The organism is Limnohabitans sp. (genome assembly GCF_031539105.1).
Classification (GTDB): domain Bacteria; phylum Pseudomonadota; class Gammaproteobacteria; order Burkholderiales; family Burkholderiaceae_C; genus Limnohabitans.
Window position 1 is genome coordinate 25,004 of record NZ_JAVKLM010000009.1, and the last position, 18,588, is coordinate 43,591.

Here is an 18,588-nt window from a genome sequence, read left to right on the forward strand (position 1 = left end):
ACTAGACAGTTGATCAACGACGAACGTTGTAAAGTCAAGGCACCAACGCTCGGAAATGTTTCAAGCGCGTTCGAAAGCACAGCCATGATTCTGAAAATTATCGACATCACCCTGCCCATATTTTTACTGGCGCTGATCGGGTTTTTTTATAGCAAACGTGTCAGCCCTGATTTATCAGGCGCCAACAAATTGATCGTTGACATTGCACTGCCCATCCTGATTTTTATTTCTTTGTCTGCCAAGTCGTTCGATCCAGTTTCTGCTCTCACCTTCACTGGCGCATCCGTTGGCTTGATATTGCTCAGTGGATTGATTGCCTTGCCACTTGCCAGGTTTTCAGGCGCGTCACGACAAGCCTTTTTGCCTTGTGTGATGTTCACCAACGTTGGCCCTGTTGGCATTCCTTTGATCGCTTTGGCCTATGGACCCGAGAGCGTCGCATTCTCTGTGGTGCTGCTGGTTATCTCTAATGTGTTGCATTTCACATTAGGCGCAGGCGTCATGAGTGGCAAAGTCGATTGGCGCATGGTTTATGCCAACCCTTTGATTTGGGCCACCGTACTTGGCGTGTTCAGTTCTGAAATGGGATGGGTACTGCCCACAGCACTTCATACATCTTTGACGATGATTGGTAACGTTTTAGTTCCGATGATGTTGATATCTTTGGGCGCGAGGCTCGCAGGAAGTCAGATTAAGGATGTCAAAGTGGGCGTCCAATCCAGCCTCATGATTTTGGGCATTCGGCTGCTTGCGACGTTTGTACTTTTGTCATTCATTCCATTACAAGGGATTGAGCGCGGCGCCCTCATCTTGTTTGCTTGCTTGCCGCCCGCAGTTTTCAACTTCATGCTCGCCGATAAATTTCAAGTCGAGCCCAACAAGGTGGCTTCGTCAGTCATCGTGGGGCATATTTTTAGCTTGGTATTTTTGCCGCTGGGTATTTGGTTGGCTTTCTAATAGCGGTCTAACTAAGCACGCTGATAGATGCAGAAGACTAAGGCAAGGTCTAAAGCCACCACTCAAGCCCGCCCCGCTCGCGCCGATACAACAGATAAGTGTCATCCCATACGGTCCAGCACTGCCCACCCGTTGCCCAACCAACCTCATCGCAGCCAACAACACACCATGGCGCAAGTTTTCTCACTGCAAGCCTGAACGATGAAAAATCTGTGCCATAATATTGCTCTTCTCTCCCGTGCCCGGGTGGTGAAATTGGTAGACGCAGGGGACTCAAAATCCCCCGCCGCGAGGCGTGCCGGTTCGATTCCGGCCCCGGGCACCATCGGTAACTCCTTACCGTCCTGACTCGATAGCGACGCCTTCAGATCTTATGAATGACGACGACTTTTCCGGCATAGTCAGAAGTGGCTCACAGCACAGCGTCTCCGTCTCAGAGCACACTGGCAATGCCAAAAAACCAAAAAATATCGTCACTTCCAACGCGGAAGAAACCGAAGCGCGCAAACTTGCGTTTGAAGAAAAAGCCTTAGCAGCTCTAGAGGCAGAGAAGGCACTGTCAGCTGCATTGGCTGAACACACAGAGCACGTTGCAACAGACGGAGAAGTTGCTGACGCCAACATCCAAAAAGTCAAAGCCAGCCAAGAGGCAGCCAATCGCCAAGGCATTCCCACCGATGGCGCAGCAAAGCCCAACGTCCAGAACGTCTCGACAGACGTTCTAGAAGCAAATAACCAAAAGGTTGGCAACGACAAAGGCATAGCTGCCAACCTGCAAAACGTTGGCAGCAGCAACATTGCCACCAACAAGCAAACTATTGCAGGTGAAAAAGCGATGGAGGCCAATCGCCAAGGCATCACGACAGATGTGATTGCCCCCAATCAGCAAAACGTCGGTGGCGGCAATATCGCGGCCAACAAGCAAAACATCTCAGGCGAAAAAGCGATAGAAGCCAATCGCCAAGGCATCCCCACCGATGGGATTACCTCCAATGTGCAGAACGTCCCCGTTGGGAATATCGACGCTAACGTACAAGACATCGGCAACAAATCACTGGCCGACAACAACCAAGCCATTGGGCAAGACGCACCCGGGCTTAACCGTCAAGGCATTGCCAACGACTCTGTCGCTGCTGCTAATTTACAAGCCATTCCCAAAGACGATGTGGCAGCCAATCGCCAATCGCTAGGCCAAGATGGCAATGCCAAAAACCAACAAGGCATCGCGACAGATGCTTCTGACGCGAACCAGCAGAAATTGGCCAACTTGGGCGGGCAAAACAACCAACAGCCACTGAAACAAGACGGCCTTGCAAACAACCAGCAAGCCATCCCGCAAGGCCCAGGCATGGCGCCAAACAACCAGCCAATCGGCACGGATGCCGCTTCACTGAATCGCCAAGCAGCGCCACAAGATGCACCAGCGGGCATCAACCGCCAAGGCGTGGACAACGGCAAGATTGAGTCGCATTTCGAGCAACTGCCCTCTGGCGAGGTTGATCGCAAAAAGGTCGACTTTCCAACCAGCACACCTAGTGGCCGCAGTGCACCAGCCTCAGTCAATCCAGCCACCTCAGTTGTGGCGAAGCCTTCACTGCTCGCCGCTGCGCCACGCACACCGCTAACCTCAGAAGAACAACAGCGACTGGCCAAGCTCAAACGCGAGCAGATAAACGATGCGTTTCATGGCCGTCTTGCAGGCATCAAGCACAACGTGGACGCACTCAACGGTCGCTTGACGGACTTTGAAGAGAAAGTTCACAAAGAAGATGGCAAGCTCGACAAAGGCAACCCAGAAGATTTCGATATTGACCTTCACTAAGGGGCTTGTCACCCAGATGCCACGGCCTTTGCGCATCTATGATTACGATCCCTGCCTGCCTCAGCCGCAGGCATTTTTGTTTTTGGAGTTTCTGTGAGCCACCTTTTTTCTGAATTTACCCTCACCTCGCCACGTGGCCCACTCAACTTGGCCAACCGCGCCATCGTGGCCCCCATGTGCCAATACTCGGCAGACAACGGCCAAGCGACCGATTGGCACTTGACGCATTGGACCAGCCTGCTCAACAGCGGCGCTGCCATGTTCATCATCGAAGCCACCGCTGTGGTGCCCGAAGGCCGCATCACACCTTTGTGTTTGGGTTTGTGGGATGACGCGACCGCTGCGGCCTTGCAAGACAAGCTGCACCGCGCGCGCAAACTCGCACCCAAGGTACCCGTGTGCATTCAGCTTGCCCATGCGGGCCGCAAGGCATCGAGCGCAGCGCCTTGGCAAGGTGGTCAGTTGTTGACCCCAGCACAAGGTGGCTGGGCAACAGAAGCCCCCTCTGCCATTCCTAACTTAGCGCAAGAAACAGCACCACACGAGCTGGATATCCAAGGCCTAGAGCGCATCAAGCAAGCCTTTGCCAAAGCCGCCCAACGCGCCGAGGCCATGGGCATTGAAGCCATCGAATTGCACGGCGCACACGGCTACTTGCTGCATCAGTTCTTGTCACCCATTGCCAACCAGCGCACCGACGCCTACGGCGGCAACTTTGACAACCGCACACGTTTTCCAATGGAAGTGTTTGAAGCCGTGCGAGCGGTTTACAAAGGCACATTGGGCATGCGCATCTCGGCCTCTGACTGGGTGGACAACGGCTGGACGCCAGAGGAAACGGCCGACTTCTCACTGCGCTTGAAACTCGCCGGCGCAGACTTCGTGCACATCTCTTCGGGCGGTGTGGCAGCGCAGCAAAAAATTGCCATTCGCCCAGACTACCAAGTGCCTTTCGCCAAACTGGTGAAACAAAAGACAGGCATGCCCACCATCACGGTTGGCCTCATCACTGAGCCCCAACAAGCCGAAGACATCTTGACCCGCGGGGATGCCGACCTCATTGCACTGGCCCGCGCTTTTCTTTACAAGCCACGCTGGGTCTGGGAAGCCGCTGCAGCTTTGCATGGCAAGGTGCAAGCCAGCCCGCAATACTGGCGCTGCATGCCGCGTGAGGCACAGGGCATTTTTGAAGCCGTGCAAATGGGGCAACGATAAAAACCAATAGGAGAGATCACATGAAACACCTCACACGCCGCAACCTCAACGCCGCATTGATTGCCACCACCGTCATCAGCGCAGGCGCCTTCATCGCGCCACTCGCCGCGCATGCACAAGCCGATGTCTACCCAAACAAACCCATCACCTTGGTGGTGCCCAACCCACCCGGTGGCTTGGTGGACACCTCGGCCCGTTTGGTCAGCGAGCCCTTGGCACGCCTGACCGGTCAATCGGTGGTGGTGGACAACAAGCCTGGCGGCAGCGGCAACTTGGCCTATTCCAACGTGGCACGCAGTGCCAAAGATGGCTACACCGTGTTGGTGTCGTACTCGGGGTACCACATTGCCAACCCCATCTTGATGGACAAACTGCCTTGGGACTTGAAAGACCTCACGCCCATCGGTCTCATCACTGTGGCGACCAACGTGATTGCGGTTCACCCCTCCGTGCCTGCGAACAACTTGAAAGAGTTCATCGCGTGGGCCAAACAAAACCCAGGCAAGCTCAACTACGCCTCACAGGGTAATGGGTCGGTTTCGCACATCGGCACGGAAATTTTCAAACAACAAACCGGCATTGACATGACCCATGTGCCCTACAAGGGTTCAGGCCAAGCCATTCAAGACGTGTTGGCGGGCCAAGTGCAAGTGTTCATCAGCACGCCGCCCTCGGTCATGGGCCATGTGCAAAGTGGCAAGCTCAAGGCTTTGGCGGTAACCGGTAAAACGCGTCACCCCCAACTGCCACAAGTGCCCACAGCTTCAGAAGCGGGCTTAACTGGCTTTGAATTGGAGTCATGGGTGGCCTTGTACGTGGCCAACGGCACGCCTAAAGATGTGGTGCAAAAGTTGTCAGCTGATGTCAAGCGCAGCATGGAAATGTCCGAAACCAAGCAACGCGCCGATGCTGCTGGCGTGGAAGTGCGCTACCTCACACCCGACAACACCACCAAGCTGCTAGAGCGCGACACCGTCAGCTGGGCAAAGGCTATCAAGGCAGGCAACATCAAGTTTGATTAGGCCAATCCATCCTGCACGCGCGGGTAGTGCAGCTGCAAACGCAGCTCGCGCTTCATGCGCGTGTTCACCATGCGGCGAGACTCACTCATGAAACTCAGCTGCATGGCAGGCAGTTCAGTCTGCGCTTGATCACGGCTAATGCGCGATGGCTTGGCTAAGCCATACAAACCCGCCGCCATGTCAAAGTAGTCACCCATCAACAGCTGGCTGTCGTCGTTCACGTTGTACATGCGCTGCGGCTGACCTCGCCACAGCGCTAGCTGACAGGCGCGTGCCAAGTCATTGGCATGGATGTGGTTGGTGAACACATCGTCCTCGCGAGCCAGCACGGGCGTGCCGCGCAAAAGACGGTCACGCGGTGTGCCGCCCTCGCGGTCAGGTGCGTAGATGCCAGGAATGCGCAGCACACTCACCCGCACAGCACTCGATCGCAAGCGTCCTAAATGACGCACGCGCGCTTCAGCATCCACGCGGCGCTGGGCTCTGGGTGTGATGGGGTTCACCCTGCGGCTCTCATCTACCCACGCACCCGCACAGTCGCCATACACACCGCTGGTAGAGCCATACACCACGCTGCGAGGGGCACTGCGGCGCATGAGCATTCGGTTCAGCGCCAAAGTGCGCGGGTCTGTGCTGCCCCGCAATGGCGGGGGTGCCAAGTGCAGCACTCGCGTGGCCCAGCCCGCTAAGCGTTGCAATGAGGCAGGTGCATCCAAATTGCCCACGATGGGCGTCACACCTTGGGCACGCAAAGCAGCCACACGTTCAGGGCTAGAGGTGAGCGCCACCACGCGCACATGGCGCTGCACGCGCACCACGCGCTGGCCCACATCTCCGCAACCGATGATGAGCAAACGCTCGCGCTTGAAGCGAGAAGGCAAGGCGCCGAGGGGGGATTGATTGGAAGGCAAAATACACCCTATAAAAGTTCAAGGATACCCAAAGATGAGTTTCAACATCACGGTCCAGCCCAGCGGCCGCGCATTCACCGCCACTTCAGACGAAACCTTGCTGGCCGCCGGCCTGCGCCAAGGCATTGGCCTGCCCTATGGCTGCAAAGACGGTGCTTGCGGCTCCTGCAAATGCAAAAAGATTTCAGGCGAAGTCACCCACGGCAAACACCAAGAAAAAGCCCTGAGCCCTGAAGAAGCGGCCAACGGCTTTGTGCTCACCTGCTGCGCCACCGCCCACAGCGATGTGGTGCTGGAGTCTCGCCAAGTGGTGGAAGAAGGTGCATTCCCCATTAAGAAAATGCCTGTGCGCGTGATGTCGTTAGAGAAAGCCTCACACGACGTGATGATCGTCAAGCTGCAACTGCCTGCCACCGACCCCATGAAATTTCACGCGGGTCAGTATGTCGACTTTTTGCTGCGCGATGGCGACCGACGCAGCTACTCGATGGCCAATGCGCCTCACACCTTTGTGGAGGGAGCGCCCGCGATTGAGCTGCACATCCGCCACATGCCCGGTGGCAAATTCACGGACCACGTGTTTGGCGCGATGAAGGAAAAAGAAATCCAACGCATCGAAGGCCCACAAGGCAGCTTCTTCTTACGTGAAGACTCTGACAAGCCTTTGGTGTTCTTGGCGTCTGGCACTGGCTTTGCGCCTATCAAGGCTATTCTTGAACACATGCAACACAAAGGCATCACTCGCCCAGTGACCCTTTACTGGGGTGGTCGTCGCCCTGCGGACCTGTACATGCACAACTGGGTGCAGGCACAAGCTGCTGCCATGCCTAACCTCACCTACGTGCCTGTGGTGTCTGACGCTTTGCCTGAAGACCACTGGACAGGTCGCACAGGCTTTGTGCACGCCGCCGTGTTGCAAGACCACGCAGACCTCAGCGGTCATCAGGTGTACGCCTGCGGTGCACCCATCGTGGTGGACTCAGCCCGTGCGGCTTACACCCAAGCGGGTTTGCCATCGGATGAGTTCTATGCGGACTCGTTCACTTCAGCGGCTGACAAAGCCTAAATCCAAGAAAACCATGCAAAGCCTTCACACCTTTCCACGCCGCCATCTGCTTCGCCTCTTGCCGGCTTTGATGAGCTTGGGTGTCGGGCTTTGCACCTTGGGTGCACACGCACAAAACTTTCCAAGCAAACAGATCCGCTGGGTCGTGGTGGCACCCGCAGGTTCCTCTCTTGATGTCATTGCTCGCGCCATGCAAGACAAGCTCAAAGACAACTTGGGGCAGACCGTTGTCATTGAAAACAAGCCACAAGCAGGCGGCACCCTAGGCACCAACGAAGTGGCTAAGTCGCCGCCCGATGGCTACACCTGGGTCATGTCGTACAACGGACCTTTGTCGTTTGCGCCTTACCTGTACCCCAAACTGCCCTATCAGCCGCTGAAAGATTTGCAGCCGGTGATGACCACCACATCACAACCCAATGTGATTGCTGTGAACGCCCAGTTGCCTGTGGGCAATATGCGCGAAGCCGTCGCACTGATGAAAGCATCCCCCGGCAAATACAACTTTGCATCGGTAGGCAACGGCAGCTCGTCGCACTTGACGATGGAATACATCAAGGCTGTGACCAACACCTTCGCTGTGCACATTCCCTTCAACGGCAGCCCGCCCGCCGTGATGGCCACCATGTCGGGTGAGACACAGTTCATGGCCTCAGTTCCTACCGTCATTTCACCGCAAGTCAAACAAGGCCGCTTGAAATATCTAGCCGTCACCAGCGCACAACGCTACCCACTGCTGCCCGATGTGCCCACCGTCGCTGAAAGCGGTGTACCTGAACTCAAAGGTTTTGAGGCTTTGGCGTGGAACGGCGTGCTCGTGGCCGCAGGCACACCTCGCGCGACGGTAGACCGCATCAACACCGCTTTGAATGCGGCCTTGAATGACGTGTCAGTGAAAGAACGCCTCAAGTCGGCAGGCCTTGAGCCTGTGGGCGGCACGCCGGAACAATTTACTCAATTGATTCATGATGAAGCTGTCAAATGGGCGCCCATCATCAAGCGCTCAGGCGCGCGCATAGACTGAACCCCATGCAACTCATCACACGCCACCCAGCCCTTGAGGTCAAAGACATTGAAATGATCAGACCCATGCACTGGCTCGCATTGGCATGGAAAGACATGGAACGCTGCCCCACAGCAGGCGTGACACATGGCTTGATTCTCGCCACCATCGGTGCTGGTTTGTTTTGGTTTGCACGTCACGATTTTTGGTGGATTGCCGCGATGCTGTCAGCTTGCATGATCGTGGCCCCCTTGCTGGCTATGGGCTTGTACGACATCAGCCGACGCTTAGAGCGTAACGAAGAAGCGACCTTGACAGACGCTTTTCGCATTTGGACCTGTGGCGACAAACGTTTGATTCAATTTGGTTTGCTGTTGGCGCTGTCCAGTGCAGGGTGGTTGGTGTGCTCTGCTGCATTGATTCACTGGATGTTGCCCGCCATCGTGCACACGCCCGCTGACTTCATTCGCCTGGTGGTACTACAACCCGAATTTGGTTTGTTTGAAATTTGGGTGCTGATGAGCGCGTTCATTGCTGCACCCATGTTTGCCTCTACCTTGGTCACCCTTCCTTTGCTGATGGACCACCCCACACTCAGCGTGCAACAAGCGGTGCTCACCAGTTGGCGCGTGGTGGCGATGAACCCATTAGCCATGGCCTGCTGGGCAGGCATTTTGTGCCTGTTCACTGCGCTGGGGATTGGCTCTGCATTTTTAGGTTTGCTCGCTGTGGTGCCAATGCTGGGCCACGCCAGTTGGCACGCTTACCGCGACTTGGTTGTTTACGACCCAACGGCGCACTGAGCTTGTATGACAGAAGAACAATTCGCCCAATTCGGGCTGACATTTGGCGTGGGCGGCTTCATGCTGTACATGCTCTTCATCATTTTTCAGCTTGCGCGTGAATCCAAGGCCGGTAAGTTCGGCACCTTTGTGTTGTTCTTGGTGTTGGCCTTTGGCATGCTGGGCTTTGTAGCCAAACAAGTGTTGATTTGGATGATGGAGGGCTAAGCCCTCCTCTCTTCAAAGCGCAGGCTTATTCGCCCAGATAAGCCTCACGCACTTTGGGGTCGTGCAACATCTCATGCGCGTCGCCACTCAAGGTGATCAAGCCCGACTCCATCACATAACCACGGTCTGCAATTTGCAGCGCACGGCTGGCGTTTTGTTCGACCAACAACATCGTCACGCCTTGGGCGGACACCTCTTGAATCACTTCAAAAATCTTGTCCACCATGATGGGCGACAAACCCATCGATGGCTCGTCAAGCAACAACACTTTGGGGCGGCTCATCAACGCACGGCCCATGGCCAACATTTGCTGTTCGCCACCCGACATTGTGCCTGCGAGTTGATCACGACGCTCTTTGAGGCGGGGAAAGGTGGTGAACACACGTTCAATGTCGTCGGCAATCGCTGCGTTGTCGTCGCGAATGTAGGCGCCCATTTGCAAGTTCTCCACAATCGTCATACGTGTGAACACACCGCGACCTTCGGGCACCATGGCCAAGCCTTGTTGCACCAAGTCCCAAGGGCCTTGGCCATCAATGGTTTTGCCCGCCAACGCAATGTGGCCACCGCCCAAGGGCAATAGGCCAGTGATGGCTTTCATGGTGGTGGTTTTGCCTGCACCGTTTGAGCCGATGAGCGAGACCAGCTCGCCCTCGCGCACCTCTAGGCTCACACCCTTGACGGCTTGAATGCCGCCATAGCCCACCTTCACATCCTGAACGCTCAGCAGCACCGCTGCATGGTCTTGCTTCATCTCAATGCCCTCCCGTGCCGAGATAGGCTTCAATCACTTGCGGGTTGCGCTGCACCTCAGCCGGCGTGCCTTGGGCAATCACCTTGCCATAGTCGAGCACGGTCACGCGGTCGCACAAGCCCATGACCAACTTCACATCGTGCTCAATCAACAGCACGGTGCGGTGGTCACGACGAATTTTGTCAATCAACTCGCGCAGCTGCACTTTCTCAGTGGCGTTCATGCCAGCGGCGGGTTCGTCTAATGCAATGAGTTGCGGGTCGGTGGCCAAGGCGCGGGCGATTTCTAAGCGACGCTGGTCGCCATAGCTCAGCGTGCGCGCTTTGTAGTCGGCCAATTTGGCAATGCCCACATAGTCCAGCAGCTCGCGGGCGCGTTGCTCAATCGCCAGCTCTTCGGTTTTGAATTTGGCAGTTCTGAAGATCGCGCCTAGCAAGCCAGAGCGCGTGCGCACATGTCGGCCCACCATCACGTTTTCGAGTGCCGTCATCTCGGCAAACAAACGGATGTTTTGAAATGTGCGTGCAATGCCCGCTTGCGCCACCAAGTGCACTTCGGTCGGCTCATACGGCTTACCTGCCAACTCAAAGCTGCCGCTGTCGGGTGTGTACAGCCCCGTGATGACGTTAAAAAACGTGGTCTTGCCAGCGCCGTTGGGGCCAATCAGGCCATAGACCTGACCGCGCTCAATTTGCATGCGCACATCCGTCAAGGCTTGCAAACCACCAAAGCGTTTGGAAATGCCCGAGACATTTAACACGAGGTCGCTCATCGCGCACCTCCTTGTGGGTTGAGGTTCTTGCCGTGTTCAGGCGTGGGCCATAAGCCGCGTGGACGCCACAACATGATGGTGACCATGGCCAAAGCAATCAGCAACTGGCGCAAGATGGCGGCGTCTAAGCGGCCATCCGTCATGGCTTGCAAGGGGCCAGCCACATAGCGAAGCATCTCGGGCAACGCGGCCAACAACACCGCGCCCAAAATAACGCCGGGCAAATGCCCCAAGCCACCAAGCACCACCATCGCCACAATCATCACCGACTCCATGAGGCTGAACGATTCAGGGGACACAAAGCCTTGGAAAGCGGCAAACATCGCACCCGAAACGCCACCAAACGAAGCGCCCATGCCAAAGGCCATGAGCTTCAAGTTGCGCGTGTTCAAGCCCATGGCCTTGGCTGCAATTTCGTCTTCACGAATGGCCATCCATGCGCGGCCAATGCGGGAATATTCGAGGCGGTGACACACCACCACACTCACGACCACCAATGCGAGGAACAGGTAGTAATACAAGGTGACCGAGGGCAACTCGATGAAGCCCAAATCCAAACGCTTGGACAAGGGATAGCCAAACACACGCACCGCATCAATCTGCCCTAAGCCCTTGGGTCCGTTGGTGATGTTGACGGGGTGGTCAAGGTTGTTCAAAAACACGCGAATGATTTCGCCAAAGCCCAAGGTGACGATGGCCAAGTAGTCGCCACGTAACTTCAAAGTGGGCGCACCCAACAGCAAACCAAACAGACCCGCCAAACCAGCCGCCAGTGGCAACACAAGCCACAGGCTCAAGTGCAAGCCATCCGGAAACATCACGGCAATCCACGGAAATACATCGGTCAAATGGGGAGATGCCAACAAACCAAATAAATACGCGCCCACGGCAAAGAACGCCACATAGCCCAAGTCAAGCAAGCCTGCGTAGCCCACCACAATATTCAGCCCCAAAGCCAGCAACACATACAGCAGCGACATGTCTGCAATGCGCACCCACGCATTGCCAAAGCTTTGCAGCACAAGTGGCAAGGTCAACAACACAGCGGCCATGAGCCAACGGTTAGAAAATATTTTGTGTCGCAACATACTCAAGCCCTGTCTGCCACGCGTTCACCCAACAGGCCTGAAGGGCGCAGCGTGAGCGTGACGATCAACACCACAAACGCCAAGATGTCGGTGTAATGGCTACCCAGCACACCGCCCGTCAGCTCGCCCAAGTAGCCAGAACCGATCGATTCAATCAAGCCCAACAGCAGACCACCCAACACCGCGCCACCCAGGTTACCGATGCCACCAAACACGGCAGCGGTAAAGGCTTTGAGGCCAGGCAAGAAGCCCATGGCGTGATGTGCCGTGCCGTAATTCATGGCCCACATCACACCCGCAATCGTGGCCAACACGGCGCCGATGATGAAGGTGGCAGAAATCACGACATCGGGCTTCACGCCCATGAGACTAGCCACACGCGGGTTCTCTGCTGTGGCACGCATCGCGCGGCCCAGCTTGGTGCGGTTGACCAACCACGACAGCACCGCCAAGGCAACCACCGTGAGGCCCAAGATCATCAGCTGTGTGGGCGTGATCACCGCCTCGCCAATTTCAAACGGCGTGGTGGGCAACAGTGCAGGGAAAGGCTTGTAGTTGGGCTTCCACACAATCATGGCCAGCGTTTGCAGCAAGATCGACATACCAATGGCGGTGATCAGCGGTGCTAGCTTGGGCGCATTGCGCAGCGGGCGATAGGCAATTTTTTCAATGGCGAAGTTCAGTGCTGCCGCAGCAATGGACGCCAAGACCATGGAGATGATGAGCAACACCCAGCCCGGCGTGTTGGGCATGAGCGGCTGCAAAAACCCGATGACCGACCAGCTACACAAAGCACCAATCATCAACACCTCGCCATGCGCGAAGTTGATGAGGTTGATGATGCCGTAGACCATGGTGTAGCCCAAAGCCACCAACGCGTACATGCTGCCGAGCACCAAGCCGTTGATGACTTGTTGAAGCAAGACGTCCATTTGTTATTTACCTGCTTGTTGGTTTTTGTCGCGCAAGTGGCGCAATTTGTCAGCGATTTTGATCTCTAAACCGCGCTCCACAGGGCGGTAAAAGCCCGTATTTTCTAGACCCTCAGGCATGTAGTTTTCACCCGCAGCAAAGCCATCTTCTTCGTCGTGGGCATAGCGGTAGCCCTTGCCCCAGTCCATATCTTTCATCATCTTGGTCGGCGCATTGCGCAGGTGCATGGGCACAGGGCGCGTGCCGTCTTTTTTGATAAGGGCTTTGGCTTCGTTGTAGGCTTTGTAGACCGCGTTCGACTTCGGCGCGACCGCCAGATACACCACGCACTCGGCCAAGGCCAACTCGCCTTCGGGCGAACCGAGACGCTCGTACACCTCTGCCGCGTCCAGTGCCAAACGCAAGGCGCGGGGATCGGCCAAGCCAATGTCTTCGGCGGCCATGCGAATCAAACGGCGCGCCATGTATTTGGGCTCGGCACCGCCATCCAACATGCGGACCAGCCAATACAACGCTGCGTCGGGGTCAGAGCCACGCACCGATTTGTGCAACGCACTGATGGTGTCGTAAAACTGTTCGCCACCTTTGTCGTAACGGCGCATGCGTTCGCCCAACACACGCATGAGCCATGCGTCGTTGATTTCTTCTAGCTTCTCGCGGTTGGCCGCAACCGACAAGGTTTCTAGCGTGTTGAGCAAGCGACGCGCATCGCCATCGGCATAAGCAATCAGTCGCTGTAAGGCGGCCTCTTCCAACGCAGGCACAGCACCTAGCGCTTGCGCTTTGGCAATGATTTGCGTCAGGTCTTCCACACTCAGAGACTGCAACACATAGACCGCGGCCCGTGATAGCAAAGCGGAGTTCACTTCAAACGAAGGGTTCTCAGTGGTCGCGCCAATGAAGGTGAACAACCCCGATTCAACATGCGGCAAAAAAGCGTCTTGCTGGCTCTTGTTAAAGCGGTGCACCTCATCCACAAACATGATGGTGCGTTTGGGATCCAGCGAATCGCGGGCGGCAATAGCTTGCTCCACCGATTCACGAATTTCTTTGACCCCGCCAAGCACAGCGCTGATGGACAAGAACTGCGCATCAAACGCATCCGCCATCAAACGGGCGATGGTGGTTTTACCCACGCCGGGTGGGCCCCACAAAATGCAGCTGTGTGGTTGGCCTGACTCAAACGCCACACGCAGCGCCATGCCTTCGCCCAGCAAGTGTTGCTGGCCAATGACATCGCCCAGCGTGCGCGGGCGCAGGCGTTCGGCGAGTGGGATGTGGGTGGATGACACGCTAAAAAAGGCTTTGATTGGAACGAGCTCTGAGTGTAGCGAAGGGCTTAGCTTTCGACTGGCAACATGTATCCACTCAGCTCAATAAACCTGCCGCTTGAAACACCTCACGCCAAGCCTCGCATTTACGCGCGAATGTCCAGCTGGCATGCGCAGGGCTGGTCGATGGCAGTCGGTACACGGACAAACCCAAAGCGCGGGTGAGCTTGGCGTGCTTGAAGCTTTCACCGCCGTTGTGTGCAATCGCCACCAAGTCAGGGCAATGTTCGCGCAAGCTTTGCAAATCGTTAGATTGGGCATTTTGAATGTGGGCATCCAAGCTGCCCACGCGTTCACACGCGGCATACACATCCCACAAACCCACGCCATGGCTGAGCAACCATTGCGCACGCTCGGTGTAGGGCATAGCCAACACCTCTGCTGCATTGGGCGACAACAGCGTGGCCATGATTTTCCAAAATTGGTTTTGCGGGTGACCGTAATACTGCTGCGCTCGCAGCGAAGCCACACCAGGAAAGCTGCCCAGCACCACCAAGCGTGTGTTGGCGTCCAGCAAAGGTGATAAGCCTTGCAACACGGGCTTGGCCTGTGTTGGGATCGCGCTCATGCTCAAGGTCGAATGACGCTAACGCCTTTGGGCACCGCAAAGTTGAACTGCGCTGCGCCTAGGTTGGCTGGATTCACTTCAAAACGCTCAAAGCTGAGTACCGAGCGCTGGCCCATGGCGTCAAAAATTTCTAATTTAGACAGGCTAACCTGTGCACCATCGGCTCGCAGGCCCATGCGCACCGATTGGATGGTGCTCTCGCGGTTCTTAGGCGTGGCTTGCACCCATTGCAGCCCATCAGCATCGGCTTGCGCCTCTAGGCTGAATTCTTTTTGCAAGGCACTCAAGTCCACCGCAGTAGCCACCAAGGCGGCAGGGGTGCTGCCTAAGGCTTGCGCTTGTTTGCGTGCTGTTACTTGTTCTAGGTCGGCGTCATACAGCCACAAGGTTTGACCGTCGGCCACGATGACTTGTGGAAAAGGTTTGACGTAATCAAACCGAAAACGTGTAGGACGCATGAACGAAAACTGCCCTGTGGACGTTTTGCTACGCACCGTGGTCTGCCCTGCTTTCGCAGGTGGTGTGACCACTTGCGTGAAATCAGAGCGGCCACTCTTGGTGAATTTCAAAAACGTTTCCAGTGTGTCGAGGCTGTTCGCGCAGGCCAAGTTTGCGCTCAGTAGCAACGCCGCCAAAGCAGCACACTTATTCATCACGCTTAGGCACCAAAATTTCACGCTGACCATTGCTGCTCATGGCGCTGACCATGCCCGCCTTCTCCATGTCTTCCACCAAGCGTGCGGCGCGGTTGTAACCAATCTTCAAGTGGCGTTGGACCAACGAGATGCTGGCCTTGCGATTCTTCAGCACCACCTCTACGGCTTGGTCATACATCGGGTCTTTTTCAGCCGACACTTCGCCAAACAAATCAGGGCCAGAGGCATTGCCGTCACCATCGACCGTGCCGCCTTCGAGAACGCCTTCGATGTAATCAGGTTCACCTTGGCTCTTCAAGTAGTTCACCACGCGGTGCACTTCTTCGTCGCTCACAAACGCGCCATGTACACGCACCGGAAAGCCTGTGCCGCTGGCCATGTACAACATGTCACCCATGCCCAACAGCGCCTCAGCACCCATTTGGTCAAGGATGGTGCGGCTGTCAATTTTGGAGCCTACCGAGAACGCAATGCGCGTGGGGATGTTGGCTTTGATGAGGCCCGTGATCACATCCACACTGGGGCGCTGCGTGGCCAAAATCAAATGGATGCCCGCCGCACGCGCCTTTTGTGCCAGACGTGCAATGAGCTCTTCAATCTTCTTGCCCACCACCATCATCAAGTCGGCCAACTCATCAATCACCACCACGATGTGTGGCAGGCGTTGCAGTGGCTCAGGCTGTTCGGGTGTCAAGCTGAAGGGGTTGTAGATGAACTCTTCACGCGCTGCGGCTTCGTCAATCTTGGCGTTGTAACCGGCGAGGTTACGCACGCCGAGTTTGCTCATCAGCTTGTAGCGTTTTTCCATTTCGCCCACGCACCAGTTCAGGCCGTGCGCGGCTTGACGCATGTCGGTCACGACAGGGGCCAGCAAATGTGGAATACCTTCGTACACCGACATTTCCAGCATCTTGGGGTCGATCATCAGCAGGCGCACATCGCGTGCTTCGGCCTTGTAGAGCAAGGACAAAATCATGGCGTTGATACCCACCGATTTGCCCGAGCCCGTGGTACCCGCCACCAAGACGTGAGGCATCTTGGCTAAATCGGCCACGATGGGATTGCCCACAATGTCTTTGCCCAAACCCATGGTCAGCATGGACTTAGATTCGTTGTAAACGTCCGAGCCCAAAATCTCACTCAAGCGAATCGACTGACGCTTGGCGTTGGGCAACTCCAGCGCCATGAAGTTTTTACCAGGGATGGTTTCGACCACACGAATCGACACCAGCGACAAAGAACGCGCCAAGTCTTTGGCGAGGTTCAACACTTGCGAGCCCTTCACGCCTGTCGCGGGCTCAATCTCGTAGCGGGTAATCACAGGACCGGGCGACGCAGCCACCACACGCACTTCCACGCCGAAGTCTTTGAGTTTTTTCTCAATCATGCGGCTGGTCATTTCCAGCGTTTCGGGGGCCACGGTGTCTTGGCGAATCAGCGGATCGTCCAGCAAGTCGACTTGCGGCAAACGCGAATCGGTCGCGGCATCGGTGAACAAGGTTTTTTGGCGCTCTTTGGCAACGCGTGCACTCTTGGGCACTTCCATCATTTCCGGCTCGATGTGCACAGCGATAGGCGGGTGTTCTTTGATTTCCACACGCTCTTCAAACACCACCTCTTCGCGCTCGCGGGCAGCCACGAGGCCATAGGCCACGTCTTCTTCGCGCTCGCGGCGCTCGCGCCATGTTTCGTACCAACCGTCTAGCAAAGCGCCCATGTTTTCGGCTGTTTGTCCCCATGAAAAACGGAACACCCACGAAGCACCGACCACACCGAACACAATAAATATCAAGCCCGAGCCATTGAAACCCAGCCAGTTGAGACTCGATGGACCCACCAGATAACCCAACACACCGCCACTGCTGTGACCGGGCAAGCGGTCTTCGAAGCGGTACATGCGCGTCCACTCTAGACCGGTGCTGGAAATCAGCAACAAAGCCAAGCCCATCCAGAACGCAAAGCGGGTGTAGCGCCAGCCTGTGTGTTCGGGGGCTGGTTCGTCTTCATCACGCAAACGGTTAGCCAAAGCCGCCAGCCAAGCCACCAAAGCAGCGGCATAGCACCACCACACCGAGTAGCCCAGCAAGAAAAAGCTCAAGTCACCAAACAAAGCGCCTAAGCGGCCGCCAAAGTTGCGTACCGTGCCGCTTGCACCCGAGGTCGTCCATGCGGGGTCTAGCGACGAATGGGTGAGCAGAGCCAGCAACCAAAAGGTCATGAACACAAAGCCAGCCGTCAGCGCAATTTCTTGCGCAAAGCGGCGAAAACCTGTGGGCTTGTGGTCCCCATCGGCCGAAGATGCGCGTGGGTCGTTCTTTAATGTATTGAGCGAGTAAGTCATGTCTAGAGGCAGAGCTTACCCGAGCGGCAACCTTGCGCCGTCAGGGGTAAAGGGAGAGGTTCTTACAATCTTGCCTTTATTGTCTCTTTGATTGCGCTCCTCAAATGTCTACCACCCAACACGCCCAAGTTTTGATTCTCGGCTCCGGCCCTGCTGGCTACACCGCCGCCGTTTATGCGGCCCGCGCTAACCTCAAGCCGCTGTTGATCACTGGCATGGCCCAAGGCGGCCAATTGATGACCACCACCGAAGTCGACAACTGGCCCGCCGACGTGAATGGTGTGCAAGGCCCAGAGCTGATGCAACGCTTTCAGCAACACGCTGAGCGCTTCAACACCCAAATCGTGTTTGATCACATCAACAAGGTCGATTTCTCCAAGCGCCCCTTCACTTTGACTGGCGACAGCGGCACCTACACCTGCGACAGCCTCATCATCTGCACCGGAGCGTCGGCCAAGTACTTGGGCTTGCCCTCTGAAGAGGCTTTCATGGGCCGCGGCGTGTCGGGTTGCGCCACATGCGATGGTTTCTTCTACCGCGACCAAGTGGTCAGCGTGGTCGGCGGCGGCAACACCGCTGTGGAAGAAGCCCTGTACCTATCTAACATTGCTTCTAAAGTGCACTTGGTGCATCGCCGTGACACCTTCAAGGCCGAAGCCATCATGATCGACAAGCTCATGGAAAAAGTCGCCGCAGGCAAGATCGTGCTCGAAACCAACAGCACCTTGGACGAAGTGCTGGGCGACGCTTCGGGCGTGACAGGCATTCGTTTGAAGAGCACAGCCGACGGCAGCACCCGCGACATTGCCACCCAAGGTTGCTTCATTGCCATTGGTCACTCACCCAACACTGGCATTTTTGAAGGCCAACTGGCCATGAAAGGCGGCTATTTGCTGACCAAGAGCGGCTCAGAGGGCTTTGCCACCATGACCAGCGTGCCCGGCGTCTTTGCGGCTGGCGACGTGCAAGACAACATTTACCGCCAAGCCATCACTAGCGCGGGCACGGGCTGTATGGCCGCCTTGGACGCCCAACGCTTCTTGGAGCAAGGCGTCCATTAAAAGACGCTACAATCTCAGGCTTTGCTGAATTCAGTGAAGAGATGGGTTACCGCCACCCTTTTTGGCGAGGTGAGGCGC

General features: G+C 56.2%; 18 protein-coding genes and 1 tRNA gene. 10 read left to right on the forward strand and 9 right to left on the reverse strand.

The annotated features are described in order from the left end of the window. The first annotated feature begins 84 nt into the window (after positions 1-84). From RMR24_RS02000 to RMR24_RS02020, 5 genes are all read left to right on the forward strand, one after another. Positions 85-957 (forward strand): AEC family transporter, encoded by an 873-nt coding sequence (locus RMR24_RS02000; protein WP_310613422.1) that lies wholly within the window; start codon positions 85-87, stop codon positions 955-957. Between the two features lie 240 nt (positions 958-1,197). Further along, positions 1,198-1,282, forward strand: a tRNA-Leu gene (locus RMR24_RS02005). A 48-nt stretch (positions 1,283-1,330) separates the two neighbouring features. Continuing rightward, entirely contained in the window at positions 1,331-2,779 is a 1,449-nt protein-coding gene (locus RMR24_RS02010; RefSeq protein ID WP_310613423.1) for a hypothetical protein, read from the forward strand. A 93-nt stretch (positions 2,780-2,872) separates the two neighbouring features. After that, on the forward strand, positions 2,873-3,994 hold the full coding sequence (locus RMR24_RS02015; protein WP_310613424.1) for an NADH:flavin oxidoreductase/NADH oxidase: 1,122 nt from the start codon (positions 2,873-2,875) through the stop codon (positions 3,992-3,994). A gap of 20 nt (positions 3,995-4,014) precedes the next feature. Then, positions 4,015-5,016, forward strand: a complete 1,002-nt coding sequence (locus tag RMR24_RS02020) for a tripartite tricarboxylate transporter substrate binding protein (protein ID WP_310613425.1) — start codon at positions 4,015-4,017, stop codon at positions 5,014-5,016. Here RMR24_RS02020 and RMR24_RS02025 read toward each other — a convergent pair. Further along, a complete protein-coding gene (locus RMR24_RS02025) occupies positions 5,013-5,927 on the reverse strand; it encodes an NAD-dependent epimerase/dehydratase family protein (RefSeq protein WP_310613426.1) in 915 nt (304 codons plus the stop codon). The genes RMR24_RS02020 and RMR24_RS02025 overlap by 4 nt on opposite strands. A 34-nt stretch (positions 5,928-5,961) precedes the next feature. On the opposite strand from RMR24_RS02025, the gene RMR24_RS02030 reads away from it, so the two are divergent. From RMR24_RS02030 to RMR24_RS02045, 4 genes are read left to right on the forward strand one after another with little or no spacing between them, the layout of a single operon-like run. Beyond that, positions 5,962-6,993: a CDP-6-deoxy-delta-3,4-glucoseen reductase gene (locus tag RMR24_RS02030; protein WP_310613427.1), complete on the forward strand. Its 1,032-nt coding sequence runs from the start codon at positions 5,962-5,964 to the stop codon at positions 6,991-6,993. A gap of 13 nt (positions 6,994-7,006) precedes the next feature. Beyond that, positions 7,007-8,017 carry a tripartite tricarboxylate transporter substrate binding protein gene (locus RMR24_RS02035; RefSeq protein WP_310613428.1) on the forward strand — a complete coding sequence of 337 codons (1,011 nt, stop codon included), beginning with the start codon at positions 7,007-7,009 and terminating at the stop codon, positions 8,015-8,017. Between the two features lie 5 nt (positions 8,018-8,022). After that, positions 8,023-8,799, forward strand: coding sequence for a DUF2189 domain-containing protein (locus RMR24_RS02040; RefSeq protein ID WP_310613429.1), 777 nt, complete (start codon positions 8,023-8,025; stop codon positions 8,797-8,799). A gap of 6 nt (positions 8,800-8,805) precedes the next feature. Next, a complete protein-coding gene (locus RMR24_RS02045) occupies positions 8,806-9,006 on the forward strand; it encodes a DUF2788 domain-containing protein (RefSeq protein WP_104801216.1) in 201 nt (66 codons plus the stop codon). Between the two features lie 25 nt (positions 9,007-9,031). On the opposite strand, the gene RMR24_RS02050 is transcribed toward RMR24_RS02045, so the two are convergent. From RMR24_RS02050 to RMR24_RS02085, 8 genes are all read right to left on the reverse strand, one after another. Then, on the reverse strand, positions 9,032-9,760 hold the full coding sequence (locus RMR24_RS02050; protein ID WP_310613430.1) for an ABC transporter ATP-binding protein: 729 nt from the start codon (positions 9,758-9,760) through the stop codon (positions 9,032-9,034). Between the two features lies 1 nt (position 9,761). Further along, positions 9,762-10,532, reverse strand: coding sequence for an ABC transporter ATP-binding protein (locus RMR24_RS02055; RefSeq protein WP_310613431.1), 771 nt, complete (start codon positions 10,530-10,532; stop codon positions 9,762-9,764). Next, positions 10,529-11,620 carry an ABC transporter permease subunit gene (locus RMR24_RS02060; protein ID WP_310613432.1) on the reverse strand — a complete coding sequence of 364 codons (1,092 nt, stop codon included), beginning with the start codon at positions 11,618-11,620 and terminating at the stop codon, positions 10,529-10,531. Before RMR24_RS02060 ends, RMR24_RS02055 begins: the two co-directional genes overlap by 4 nt. 2 nt (positions 11,621-11,622) lie before the next feature. Continuing rightward, positions 11,623-12,552 carry a branched-chain amino acid ABC transporter permease gene (locus RMR24_RS02065; RefSeq protein ID WP_310613433.1) on the reverse strand — a complete coding sequence of 310 codons (930 nt, stop codon included), beginning with the start codon at positions 12,550-12,552 and terminating at the stop codon, positions 11,623-11,625. Positions 12,553-12,555: 3 nt separating this feature from the next. Continuing rightward, entirely contained in the window at positions 12,556-13,845 is a 1,290-nt protein-coding gene (locus RMR24_RS02070; protein WP_310613434.1) for a replication-associated recombination protein A, read from the reverse strand. Positions 13,846-13,921: 76 nt separating this feature from the next. Beyond that, the gene (locus RMR24_RS02075) at positions 13,922-14,452 is read right to left on the reverse strand and encodes a DNA-deoxyinosine glycosylase (protein WP_310613435.1); all 531 of its coding nucleotides are present in this window, start codon (positions 14,450-14,452) and stop codon (positions 13,922-13,924) included. 2 nt (positions 14,453-14,454) lie between these two features. Next, positions 14,455-15,105: an outer membrane lipoprotein chaperone LolA gene (gene lolA / locus RMR24_RS02080; protein ID WP_310613436.1), complete on the reverse strand. Its 651-nt coding sequence runs from the start codon at positions 15,103-15,105 to the stop codon at positions 14,455-14,457. After that, the gene (locus tag RMR24_RS02085; RefSeq protein WP_310613437.1) at positions 15,098-17,449 is read right to left on the reverse strand and encodes a DNA translocase FtsK 4TM domain-containing protein; all 2,352 of its coding nucleotides are present in this window, start codon (positions 17,447-17,449) and stop codon (positions 15,098-15,100) included. Before RMR24_RS02085 ends, lolA begins: the two co-directional genes overlap by 8 nt. Positions 17,450-17,553: 104 nt before the next feature. On the opposite strand from RMR24_RS02085, the gene trxB reads away from it, so the two are divergent. Continuing rightward, a complete protein-coding gene (trxB, locus tag RMR24_RS02090) occupies positions 17,554-18,510 on the forward strand; it encodes a thioredoxin-disulfide reductase (protein WP_310613438.1) in 957 nt (318 codons plus the stop codon). The last annotated feature ends 78 nt before the right edge of the window (positions 18,511-18,588 follow it).